This is a genomic window from Xanthomonas sp. NCPPB 3569 (assembly GCF_041475645.2).
GTDB lineage: Bacteria > Pseudomonadota > Gammaproteobacteria > Xanthomonadales > Xanthomonadaceae > Xanthomonas > Xanthomonas phaseoli.
This window is the reverse complement of sequence record NZ_CM192969.1, coordinates 4144305-4155999: the sequence shown is the minus strand read 5'-3', so window position 1 is coordinate 4155999 and position 11695 is coordinate 4144305. Positions and strand designations below refer to the sequence as shown.

At 66.4% G+C, this 11695-nt stretch carries 10 protein-coding genes and 1 pseudogene; 6 read left to right on the top strand and 5 right to left on the bottom strand.

All coding sequences use genetic code 11. The features are described 5' to 3' along the window. Positions 1 to 433: 433 nt before the first annotated feature. From ACCQ03_RS17790 to ACCQ03_RS17775, 4 genes are all read right to left on the bottom strand, one after another. Positions 434 to 3268 carry a valine--tRNA ligase gene (locus ACCQ03_RS17790; protein ID WP_057678024.1) on the bottom strand — a complete coding sequence of 945 codons (2835 nt, stop codon included), beginning with the start codon at positions 3266 to 3268 and terminating at the stop codon, positions 434 to 436. Positions 3269 to 3386: 118 nt separating this feature from the next. Continuing rightward, on the bottom strand, positions 3387 to 3812 hold the full coding sequence (locus ACCQ03_RS17785; protein ID WP_057678023.1) for a DNA polymerase III subunit chi: 426 nt from the start codon (positions 3810 to 3812) through the stop codon (positions 3387 to 3389). Continuing rightward, entirely contained in the window at positions 3812 to 4183 is a 372-nt protein-coding gene (locus ACCQ03_RS17780; RefSeq protein WP_057678022.1) for a hypothetical protein, read from the bottom strand. Before ACCQ03_RS17780 ends, ACCQ03_RS17785 begins: the two co-directional genes overlap by 1 nt. Next, positions 4183 to 5655 carry a leucyl aminopeptidase gene (locus ACCQ03_RS17775; protein WP_057678021.1) on the bottom strand — a complete coding sequence of 491 codons (1473 nt, stop codon included), beginning with the start codon at positions 5653 to 5655 and terminating at the stop codon, positions 4183 to 4185. Before ACCQ03_RS17775 ends, ACCQ03_RS17780 begins: the two co-directional genes overlap by 1 nt. A gap of 107 nt (positions 5656 to 5762) precedes the next feature. Here ACCQ03_RS17775 and lptF point away from each other — a divergent pair, with 107 nt between their 5' ends. Genes lptF through ACCQ03_RS17760 form a run of 3 tightly spaced genes read left to right on the top strand, consistent with a single transcriptional unit; the run spans position 5763 to position 8252 of the window. After that, on the top strand, positions 5763 to 6845 hold the full coding sequence (gene lptF / locus ACCQ03_RS17770) for an LPS export ABC transporter permease LptF (protein WP_007970560.1): 1083 nt from the start codon (positions 5763 to 5765) through the stop codon (positions 6843 to 6845). Beyond that, entirely contained in the window at positions 6842 to 7948 is a 1107-nt protein-coding gene (lptG, locus tag ACCQ03_RS17765) for an LPS export ABC transporter permease LptG (RefSeq protein WP_033473963.1), read from the top strand. Before lptF ends, lptG begins: the two co-directional genes overlap by 4 nt. A 4-nt stretch (positions 7949 to 7952) precedes the next feature. Next, a complete protein-coding gene (locus tag ACCQ03_RS17760) occupies positions 7953 to 8252 on the top strand; it encodes a hypothetical protein (protein ID WP_057678020.1) in 300 nt (99 codons plus the stop codon). Positions 8253 to 8362: 110 nt separating this feature from the next. On the opposite strand, the gene ACCQ03_RS17755 is transcribed toward ACCQ03_RS17760, so the two are convergent. Beyond that, a complete protein-coding gene (locus tag ACCQ03_RS17755) occupies positions 8363 to 8830 on the bottom strand; it encodes an RDD family protein (RefSeq protein ID WP_057678019.1) in 468 nt (155 codons plus the stop codon). Between the two features lie 387 nt (positions 8831 to 9217). Between ACCQ03_RS17755 and xerD the strand changes: the two genes are divergently transcribed. The 3 genes and pseudogenes from xerD to ACCQ03_RS17740 all read left to right on the top strand — a co-directional run bounded on the left by xerD (position 9218) and on the right by ACCQ03_RS17740 (position 11462). Further along, complete coding sequence (gene xerD / locus ACCQ03_RS17750) at positions 9218 to 10189, top strand: site-specific tyrosine recombinase XerD (protein ID WP_209226805.1); 972 nt, start codon at positions 9218 to 9220, stop codon at positions 10187 to 10189. Between the two features lie 23 nt (positions 10190 to 10212). Then, a pseudogene (locus ACCQ03_RS17745) lies at positions 10213 to 10437 on the top strand (hypothetical protein); the annotation flags it as partial. A 227-nt stretch (positions 10438 to 10664) separates the two neighbouring features. After that, positions 10665 to 11462: a DsbC family protein gene (locus tag ACCQ03_RS17740; RefSeq protein ID WP_008571787.1), complete on the top strand. Its 798-nt coding sequence runs from the start codon at positions 10665 to 10667 to the stop codon at positions 11460 to 11462. Positions 11463 to 11695: the final 233 nt, after the last annotated feature.

The window sequence follows — 11695 nt, the reverse complement described above, 5'->3', positions numbered from 1 at the left end:
ACGTCCTTGTAAGCTCCTTGGCGGCATCCATGCCGCCAAGGGTCCCTCGATGGGGGGAGGGCAAGGACCAGTCGAGATGGTCGGTTTGCAAGTTTGCAAACGGGGCACGACGGGTATTGTTGGAATGGCTGCGCGGCGTGTCAGCTTCCCAATCAGGGCGAGCCCCGGTAGAGCCTTTTGGAAAGCCACCGACTGACTTTCTAGTGCGGTGTCGTCACCGATTGCGGACCCGTTGGCGGCATGGATGCCGCCAACGAGCCCCCCAGGGATGGGGTCACGGGGTGTCCGGCGAGCGGTGAGGGCACCGCGCAATCGACACACCAGGCTTGAAGATCGCCAAGCCCTCGCAACGCGCGACGGCAGGCAAGTCGGATGAGATGCCAGGCACTGAGGGCGCCCGCATGACTGCAGCGCGCTCGACTGACCGCCTGGCTCAGATCTTCGCGCGCTGCTCGCGCAAGCCGGTCAGTTGCGTGGTCCAGTCGTTCAAGCGCGCACGTTCCTGTTCGACCACCGCGGCCGGTGCGTTCTGCACGAAGGTGGCGCTGCCGAGTTTGCCGTTGCACTTGGCGATCTCGCCTTCCACGCGCTTGATTTCCTTGTCCAGGCGGTTGCGTTCGGCATCCATGTCGACCAGGCCTTCCAGTGGCACCAGCAACGTGAGTTCGCCAACGATGGCCGCGGCCGACGGCGGTGTGTCCTGGCCGGCGTCCAGCCAGTCGATGGTTTCCAGCTTGAGCAGGAACGATAGCTGCGAGGCGAAACGGGCAACGCGCGGGCGGTCCTCGGCAGTGCCGGCTTGCAGCAGCAGGCGCACCTGCTTGGACGGCGGCACGTTCAATTCGCTGCGCACGCGGCGCAGTGCCGACACCATCGACTTGAGCCATTCGACATCGGCTTCGGCGGTTGCATAGCCGCTGGTATCGACATCACCAACCTGCGGGAAGCTCTGCAACGAAATCGTGGCGGTGGTGATGCCCAGGCGCGGCGCGACCTGCTGCCACAATTCCTCGGTGACGAACGGGGTGAGCGGGTGCAACAGGCGCAGCAACGACTCCAGCACATACAGCAGCGTGTGGCGCGTGCTGGCGGCCGCGTCGGTGTCCTGACCGTTGAGCGCCGGCTTGGCCAGCTCCACGAACCAGTCGCAGAACGCGTTCCAGGCGAATTCGTATAGCGACTGCGCGAGCAGGTCGAAGCGATAGTTGGCGTAATGCACGTGGGTTTCTGCGGTGGCCTTGTCCAGGCGCGCCAGGATCCACTTCTCCGCTTCGGTACGCGGCTGCGGCACGCCGCTAAAGCGCGCGCCTTCGGTGTTCATCAGCGCAAAGCGCGTGGCGTTCCACAGCTTGTTGCAGAAGTTCTTGTAGCCCTCGGCGCGGCCCAGATCGAACTTGATGTCGCGGCCATGCGTGGCGAGCGCGGCGATGGTGAAGCGCAGCGCGTCTGCACCGTGGGCGATGATGCCGTCCGGGAATTCACGGCGCGTGGCTTTTTCGATCTTTTCTGCCATGCGCGGCTGCATCAAGCCATGGGTGCGCTTGGCTACCAGGTCCTCGATGCTGATGCCGTCGATGATGTCCAGCGGATCGAGCACGTTGCCCTTGGACTTGGACATCTTCTGGCCTTGCGCATCGCGAATCAGGCCGGTGATGTAGACATCGCGGAACGGCACCTGGCCGGTGAAGCTGTCGGTGGCCATGATCATGCGCGCCACCCAGAAGAAGATGATGTCGAAGCCCGTCACCAAGACCGACGACGGCAGATAACGCGCGAAACCGCGCTCAGCCATCGCCTGCGCATCCGGCCAGCCCAGCGTGGAAAACGGCCACAGCTGCGAGGAGAACCAGGTTTCCAGCACGTCGCTGTCCTGATGCAGGGCGACGCCCGCGCCTAAACCGTGCTTGGCGCGCACCTCGGCTTCGTCGTGGCCGACGTAGCACTTGCCGGCCTCGTCGAACCACGCCGGAATGCGATGGCCCCACCACAGCTGCCGGCTGATGCACCAATCCTGGATGTTTTCCATCCAGTGGCGATAGGTGTTGATCCAGTTCGGCGGCACGAACTTGATCTGGCCGCTTTCGACCAGCTCAAGCCCGCGCTTTGCCAGCGCATCCATCTTCACGAACCACTGGTCGGTGAGGTAGGGCTCGATCACCTGGCCGGTGCGATCGCCGCGCGGCACCTGCAGCTTGTGCGGCTTGGTTTCCACCAATAGGCCGAGGTCTTCCAGTTCGGACAGCACCAGCTTGCGTGCGTCGTAGCGATCCAGGCCGCGATAGCGCTCCGGTGCTTCGTCGTTGAGGGTTGCGGTGACGGTGAACAGGTTGATCATCGGCAGCGAGTGCCGCACACCCACCTGGTAATCGTTGAAATCGTGCGCCGGCGTGACCTTAACCACGCCGGTGCCGAACGCGCGGTCCACATAATCGTCGGTGATCACCGGCACTTGCCGGCCGGTCAGCGGCAGCACGATGCGGGCGCTGTGCAGCGTGGCGTAGCGCGCATCGTCCGGGTGCACCATCACCGCGGTGTCGCCCAGCATGGTTTCCGGGCGCGTGGTGGCCACCACCAGGTAATCGCGGGTTTCGCGCAGGGTCTCGTTGCCGTCGGCATCGTGCTCGACGTGTTCGTAGGTCACGCCATCGGCCAGCGGGTAGCGGATCGACCACAGGAAGCCGTCTTCTTCGACGTTTTCCACTTCCAGATCGGAGATCGCGGTCTTCAGCACCGGGTCCCAGTTGACCAGGCGCTGGCCACGGTAGATCAGGCCCTGCTCGTACCAGCGCACGAACGCCTCGTTGACCGCGGCCGACGGCTGCGGGTCCATGGTGAAGGTGCTGCGCGACCAGTCGCTGGACGTGCCCAGCCGGCGCATCTGGCGCTCGATAGTGTCGCCGGATTCGGCCTTCCACTCCCACACCTTGGCGATGAAGCCCTCGCGCCCCAGCGAGTCGCGCGTTTCGCACTTGCCTTCCAGCGCCAGGTTGCGCGACACCACCATCTCGGTGGCGATGCCGGCGTGGTCGGTGCCCACCTGCCACAGCGTGTCGAAGCCGCGCATGCGGTGATAGCGCACCAGCGCATCCATCAGCGTCTGTTGGAACGCATGGCCCATGTGCAGCGTGCCGGTCACGTTCGGCGGCGGCAGCAACACGGTGTACGGCTCACCCTTGCCGGACGGTGCGAAATAACCGGCCGCCTCCCACTGCGCGTACAGGCGCGATTCGAAGGAAGAGGGGTCGTAGCTGGAGGCGAGGGTGGTCATAAGGCAGGGAATGGGGAGTCGGGAATAGGGAATGGGTAGAGCGGGAGTGCTGATCGGTGACGGTCTGGTGGGAGGGAGCCAAGTTTCGACTCCCCATTCCCCATTCTCGATTCCCGATTCACATGTCGTACTTGGTCAGTTCCAGGCCCAGGGCCTTGTACTGCTTCCAGCGTTCGCGCAGCGGTTCGCGGGCAGCGGGGTCGGCCGGCACCACTTCCAGTACGCGGTCGCAGGCGCCCAGGTAGGGGTCGTCGCGCAGGTTGATCACCAGCGGGCGCGAGGGGGCATCGAACTCCGGCGAGGCGATCAGCACCGGTGCCAGTTCGTCTTCCTCATCGGTGCCGGCGATCTGGTGCGGGATATAGGCCTCGTCGTCGAACGCCCACAGCAGGTCGTCCAGCGCCTCGGCCTGCTCCGCATCGCGGGCCAGGATCAAGGTGGGCAGGTTGGCGTCGTTGGCCTTGCGCGCCAGCTCGCAGACCAGCCGCAGCGGTTCGTTGAGGAAGCGCGGCTTGGCGATCAGGTAGAAGTCGGCACGGGGCATCAGGCAGTCACAAGGCGGGAGGAGAGCAACACTTCGGTGGTCATGCCGGCGGCCGCGAACAGGGCCGCGCAGCCGAACACGGCCAACAGCAGGCCGCCGAATGCGCGCAAGCGGCGCCCGGGTGGGCGCGAACGGTACAGGTACACCGGCAGGAACAGCACGGCCAAGGCCACGATGCCGATATTCATCCAGGCCGGTCGGCGGTAGCCGAGCTGGCGGCTGTCGGCCGCCAGCCACACAAACAACAGCAAAAGCTGCACGACGATCCAGAGCAGATCGATGCCGGGGCTGGTCCAGCCCGGCACTGCGCTGGCGGCTCCGTTCACGACGGAGAAGCCAGCGATGAGCGCCAGTGCAGCGCGCGGCGACATCAGGCCGCGCGATCCAGCAACCACTGGGTCAGCAGGCCGACCGGGCGGCCGGTGGCCATGCCGCGCTTGCCCTCGTCGCTGGCCACGCCGGCGATGTCCAGGTGCGCCCAACGCTGGTTTTCGGTGAAGCGCGACAGGAAGCAGCCGGCGGTGATCGCGCCGCCCCAGCGGCCGCCGATGTTGTAGACGTCGGCGAAGGTGGAATCCAGCAGGCCCTGGTATTCGTCCCACAGCGGCAGGCGCCAGGCGCGGTCGAACACGTGCTCGCCGGCGGCCAGCAGCTCGTTGGCCAGGTCGTCGTGCTTGCTCATCAGCCCGGCGGTCTGGTGACCCAGCGCCACCATGCAGGCGCCGGTCAGCGTGGCCACGTCCACCAGCGCTTCGGGATTGAAGCGCTCGGCGTAGGTCAGTGCATCGCACAGGATCAGGCGGCCTTCGGCGTCGGTATTGCCGACTTCGATGGTCTTGCCGGACATGCTGGTGATCACGTCGGAGGGGCGATAGGCGTTGCCGTCGATGGCGTTCTCGACCGCCGGCACCACCACCACCAGGTTGATCGGCAGCTCGGCCTTGACCGTGGCCACGAAGGTGCCGATGACGTTGGCGCCACCGCACATGTCGTACTTCATTTCCTCGATGCCGCCCTGCGTCTTGAGGTTGACGCCGCCGGTATCGAAGGTGATGCCCTTGCCGACCAGCACATACGGGCGCGCGTCGCCGCCGCCGTTCCACTTCAGCACGATCAGGCGCGGGCGGTTGGCCGAGCCGCGTGCCACCGACAGCAGCGAGCCCATGCCCAGCGCGTCCATCTGCGCCTCGTCCAGGGTCTCGGCCTCGGCACCCGGGAACTTGCCGGCGAAGGCCGCGGCGGTCTCGGCCAGGTAGGCCGGGGTGCAGTAGTTCGGCGGCAGGTTGCCCAGCTCGCGGGCGAACTCCACGCCTTCGGCAGTGGCCACGCCCACGGCGAGCGCGCGGGTGTCGTCGCCGGCGATGGCCAGGGTGGTCAAGCCGGTCTCGTCCACCTTCTTCTTGCCCAGCGTGGCGGTGTAGCGGTAGGCGGCGTGGTCGCTGACGGTCACCGCCTGGCGGATGTTCCAGGCGGCATCGCGGGCCTTGACGGTGAGTTCGGTCAGGGTGAGCAGGGCGGTGCCGACCGCGCCGGTCTTCAGCGCGCGGGTCGCATCGCCGACGGCCTTGAGATAGGGCGCCACGCCGAACTTGCCGGCTTCGCCCAGGCCGACCACCAGCACGCGCGGCGCGGTGACGCCGGGCAGGTCGTGCAGCAGCGTGGTGCTGCCGGTCTTGCTGGCCACATCGCCGCGCGCGACCAAGGCCGTCAAGCGGCCCTGACTGGCGCTGTCCAGCGCCTGGGCAGCGGGCGAAAGGGTCTTGTCGGCGAACACGCCAACCACGATGCAGTCGACGGCAGCGCTTGCCGGCGCGTCTTGGTTCAGGGTGAATTGCAGGGCCATTGATCAGATTCCGTAGGCAAATCCGTACAATCGCGGGCTGTTTACGCCAACCGGACTAGGCTGGCGGCGCCGCGAACGAATCCGAGAGTTTAAAACAAGCCCACCCCATGCCGAAGCTCGATCGATACCTGCTTAGCGATTTCACCCAGAGCTTCCTGGCCACCTTGATCGTGCTGCTGGTCGTCAGCGTTGGCGGTGTGCTGGTGGATATCCTCGGCAATATCGCCGACGGCCGCATCCCGGCGCGCTTGCTGCTGTCGCAGGTGGGGCTGCAATTCGTGGCGTATCTGCCCATTATCCTGCCGCTGGCGTTGATGCTTGGCCTGTTGCTGGCACTGGCCAGGCTGTACCGCGATTCAGAAATGGCCGTCATTACCGCCATTGGCGTCGGCCCCCGGCGCATGCTGCGGCCGATGCTGATGCTGGTGGTGCCGGTGGTGGTGGTCATCGGGTTGTGCTCGCTGTGGCTGGGCCCCTGGGCGAGCCGCACTGCCGAGGCGATGCTGGAAGATGCCAACCGCAGCGTGCTGATGGCCGGCCTGGAGTCGGGCCAGTTCACGCCGTTGTCCGGCGGTGGGGTGGTCTACCTGCAGACGATCTCTGCCGACGGCAAGGGCCTGGGCAAGGTCTTCATGCAGCGCCAGCAGAATGACCGCATTGATGTGGTCACTGCCGACCGCGGCGCGATGTTCTTCGAGGGCAAGACCGACCGTTACCTGCGCCTGGACGATGGCTACCGCACGGAAGGCCCGGCAAGCGGCGCGACCCTGGACTATCGCTTGATGAAGTTCGCCAGCAGCGATATCGCCTTGCCCGACCGCACCCGCGTGCACGATGCCAACGATCCGGAAGTGATGTGGACCACCCAGTTGCTGTCCGACGAGCGTCCTGCCGCGCGCGCGCAGCTGCATGAGCGCCTGGCGCCGCCGTTGTTGGCCCTGGCGTTTGCCTTGCTGACCTTGCCGCTGTCGCGCAGCGCACCGCGGCAACAGCGTTATGGCCGAATCATGCTGGCGTTTCTGGCCTACATGGTGGGCACCAATCTGATGATCGTCGGCACCCAGTGGATCGCCAACGGCAAGACTCCGGCGGCGCTGGGCCTGTGGTGGTTGACGCTGCCGCTGCTGGCAGTGGCGGTGTGGGCGTATGCGCGCGATGGCCGCGTGCGTCGGCCGAGGGCGCGCGCATGAAGCTGACGCCGCGGGTCCACGATTGGTACGTCGGTCGCGTGGTGTTGTTTACCGTGCTGCTGACCTGGGCGGTGCTGCTGGGGCTGGATCTGGTCAACGCCTTCGCCAGCGAAGCCAAGAACATCGGGCAGGGCAGCTACACCTTCGGGCACGCGGTGGCGTACGTGGCCTACACCGTGCCGCGCCGGGCCTATACCTTGTTCCCGACGGCCGCGGTGATTGGCGCGCTGATGGGGCTGGGCCAGTTGGCCGCCACCTCCGAGCTGACGGCGCTGCGTGCGCTGGGCGTGTCGCGCAAACGCATGTCTGCCTCGGTGGTCGCAGCGATGGCGCTGCTGACCGCCAGCATGGTGATCAGTGGCGAAACCATCGGGCCGTGGGCACAGAACCAGGCCGACACGCTCAAGGCCAGTGCCCGCTTCAACAGCGATATGGCGTCTTCGCGCTACGCCGGGCTGTGGGCACGCGAGGGCGACACCTTCCTCAATGCCTTGAGTGGCGAAGAGAAGCTGCTCGATGGCGGTGGCACCGCGCTGGATCTGCACGATGTGCGGCTCTACCACCTCGATCCCAGCGGCAGGATGCAGCAATTGACCTACGCCTCGGTGGCCGAACACCGCGACGGCCGTTGGACCCTGCGTCAGGTCCGTCGCGACACCTTCCAGGAACGCTCGGTGCAGCGCGAGACCTTCCCCGAATTGCCGTGGCAAACGCAACTGAACCCTGCCGCGCTGGCCGCTGGCCTGGCCAAGCCGCGCAATCTTTCCGCGCACGAGCTGGAGCAGAGCATCGAATACCGTCGCCGCAATGGATTGGACGCGCGCGATTACGAAGATCAGTACTGGAGCCGGTGGTTCTATCCGCTCAATGTGCTGGCGCTGTGCATGGCGGCAATCCCGTTCTCGTTCGGCTCGCTGCGCAGCGGCGGCCTGGGCAAGCGCCTGTTCCTTGGCATTCTGTTTGCGCTGGGTTTCTGGCTGCTGCAGCTGTTCTTCGGCCGCATGGCCGGCGCCCTCAAGCTCGATTACCGCATTGCCTATGCGCTGCCGCCCATGGTGATGCTGGGCGTGTCGGCGTGGTTGTTCCGCAGGCGTAGCAGCTGAGCGCATGCGGCGGGTGAGCGTGGTGGGAGTGGCGCTCTGCCTGCTGTATCTGGCGGCGACTGCGTTGTGCGTGTGGGGAGCGCTTAGTGCACAAGGCGATCCCAAGGGCTACTTCGTTCTTCTGCAACTGCCGCTGACGCCTCAGCTGATCGCGCTGGATGCTCTCCACGCGGATGCCTGGTTAACCAACATGCCTTGGGCGACAAGTTATGTTTTGTTGGTTCCGCCATTTTTAGCGGTGCTGTATGCGTTTGGGCATGCAGTTCAGTGGTTGATTGCGCGCCTTTTGTTGGGCGCTCAATAAGCCGCAGCTTGGCTGGGTTGCCGCCGCCAGCCCCGTCGCACTCCAGGTGCAGTCCGCATGCATCGAACAAGCGGGATCGGCGAGATGCAGGTCGTGGACTGCCGACCTGATCACTTCAATGTCTTGGCAATACGCTGCAGCCGGGTCCCGCTCGCACGGTCGTGCCAGGTCAGCCGGTCGCGGTCCAGCCACGCCCACCAGAATCCCAGCCCGCCCAGCGCCAGCGACAAGGTGCCGACGGCATAGCGGATCCACAGCGCATGCCATGACGCCTGTGGGTCGATCAAGCGCAGCCGCCAGGGGCGCATGCCCAGCGTCTGTCCGCCGCGTCGCCAGCTCACGGTGGCGTAGAGGCCTGCGGCGATCCAGCAGCACAGCCACAACAGCCACTGCCAGCCGCTGAAAGGCGCGATGTTTTCGCGCGCGGGGTGCCCGGCAAGCGTAAAGCCCAGCGTGAACACGGTGGAGATCAGCATCGACAGCGCCAGCACCGGCCAGGCGTCGTAGCACAGCGCCAGCAGCCGCCAGCCCACCAGTGCAGGGGTGCGCGCAACGCGAGGCGAAGGGATCGAGGTCATGGCGCGAGCATAACGGTCGCCAAGCACGGCGCAACGCCGCGCTGCAGTAGCCGCGCCCCGGTACTTGCGCGCGCTGACGCAAGGCGACAATCCAAGCACGATCAACTGCATCCTGGCACGAGGGCTGGTACCTAGACTCGGCGTGTCCAGTCGAGCGCATGCCCATGCCCGGGACCTGCCGGCCATGGGATCAACTGACGACGGCATCGCCGCTGCCTTGCTGGCGTCGCGATCCGGATGACCTTCGCGCCTGCGGCCGAGGCGTGCTGATCACGCGCGACAATGACGCGCAGCGCCACATGTGCGCCTCTCGAGCGCAGGCAATACACCTCCCGGCAACGCCGCCCATCGGCTCTCAAAACGCACGCCGCGTTTTATGCTGTGGCGATGTCTGCCAGCAGCCCCGCCGAACGCCGCCAACTTGCCCGCCAACTGCCACCGGTGCAGGCGGCTGATGCCAGCGTGATCGAACGCTTTCTCGACCGGTTCTGGGCCGAGCAAGGGGTAGCGCGACAGACCCTGGAAAGTTATCGGCGCGACCTGGAAGGGCTGGCGCGTTGGCGCGACGGCGCGGGTGGCGGCTTGCTCGGCATCGACCGTGCCGCCCTGTTCGACTATCTGCGCTGGCGTGCCCAGGCCAACTACTCTCCGCGCAGCACGGCGCGGCTGTTGTCGACCTTGCGTGCGTTCTACGGGCTATGCCTGCGCGATGGCGTGCGCAGCGACGATCCCACTACCCTGATCGACCCACCGCAACTGCCACGCTCGCTGCCCAAGGCCTTGACCGAAAGTCAGATCGAGGCCCTGCTGGCCGCGCCGGACGCGGACACCCCGGCAGGCCTGCGCGATCGCGCGATGCTGGAACTGATGTACGCCGCGGGCCTGCGTGTGAGCGAGCTGGTCAACCTGCCGGCAGTGGGGGTGAACCTGCGCCAGGGCGTGCTGCGGGTGACCGGCAAGGGCAGCAAGGACCGGCTGGTGCCGCTGGGCGAGGAATCCCAGCATTGGCTGGAGCGTTACCTGCGCGAGGCGCGCCCGCTGCTGGCCGCCAACAAGCCGGTGGCGGCGGTTGACGGGCAGGTGCCGTTGTTCATCGACGCCGCGCGTCAGCCGTTCAGCCGACAGCAGTTCTGGGTGTTGGTGAAACGTTACGCAGCGGTCGCCGGTATCGACCCGGACACGGTCAGCCCGCATGGGCTGCGGCATAGCTTTGCCACCCATCTGCTCAACCACGGCGCCGATCTGCGCGCGTTGCAGATGCTGCTGGGCCACAGCTCGTTGTCGACCACGCAGATCTATACGCTGGTGGCGCGCCAGCATCTGCAGAAACTGCACGCCAGCCATCATCCGCGCGGTTAGTCGGCGCAGCGTCTCGCCCTGGGATGCGCGCAGGCCACGCGCTTGTCGCGGTTGCGGCAGAGAACTGCCAACAGGTCAACGCCGCGCTGGCGGCCGCATCGACACCGCCCGCGGACGTTGGTGGTGCCTCGCCAGACACCTTCGGCTGCCGCGGCGGCCTTGCCGGTCAGGCTGGCGCCGGCCGGCCTGATATCCTCATGGTCATACCTCGCGCTGCCGGTCAGCGCCGGACGCCACGCAGCCGTGCACCCCTGAAAACAACAGAGAGTGAGGCGGCGCTTGCAGGCATCTTCAAGGCGCCTGCGACGGCGACTGTGCCGAGCCCACTGCCAGACCCGGCAAGCCGCGCGCTGCATTGCGTCTGTCCAACAGATGCAGCAACTTGCCTATCGCGTTCACGAACTGTGGCGGCCGGGGCCAGGCTTCATCTGCGCTGTGCGAGAATCCGGGCACCTCATTCCATCTGGATGCGTGAATGTATCGTCTTGCCATCGCCGCGCTGCTGGGCGCGATCAGCCTTACCGCCTGCGCACAATCCTCGCAGCCTGCGGCAAGCACTGCCGGCGCCAAGCCCGCCGCCGCGCCTGCCGCCACCGGCACGGTGGACCAACGCGTGAGCACGGCGCTCAAGGCGCTGGACCCGGACTTCAAGCCCGATTACATCGGTGCTGCGCCGTTCCCCGGCTTCCGCGAAGTGGTCGTCGGCGGGCAGGTGCTGTACGTCAGCGACGACGGCCGCTACCTGATCCAGGCGCAGCCGTTCGACATCCAGAACAAGCAGTTCGCAGCAAGCCCGGGCTTGCTGGCCTACCGCCGCAAGCAGCTGGACACCGTGCCCAAGGCCGACCGCATCGTGTTCGCGCCGGCCAACCCGAAGTACACCGTCACCGTCTTCACCGATGTGGAATGCGGTTACTGCCGCAAATTGCATAGCGAGATCGGCGAGCTCAACAAGCAGGGCATCGCGGTGGAATACCTCGCGTTTCCGCGCATGGGCCTGGGTAGCCAGGACCACAAGGAAATGATTGCGGTGTGGTGCGCTGCCGATCGCAAGCAGGCGCTCACGGCCGCCAAGTCGGGTCAGCCGGTCGCCTCCAAGGACTGCAAGAACCCGGTGTCGATGGAATACAACCTGGGCCAGCGCCTGGGCGTCAACGGAACGCCGGCGATCTTCGCCCCCGACGGCACCCAGCTCGGTGGCTACCTGCCACCGGCGCAGTTGCGCGAGGCGCTGGAAAAGCGCGCCGTGAGCACGGCGGGCGGCAGCCGCTGATCCACATCGACGCGGCCGTGTGACGCCGCGTCGGCGCTGGCCCTCGCTGGCTGGACGCTTGTCAGGGGGCCGGGATGCGTCTGCATTCCGGCCTTTTGCGTTTCGGGGGTGGCGTGGCTGGCTGGATCGAGCGGCCGTGCGGCGTCCGGCCGCCGATTCGTCCAGGCGGTAGTGCCGATCGGCTGCGTACGGCGCGCAGATGTCGCCACTGCCAACTGTCGCGCCTGCGCCAG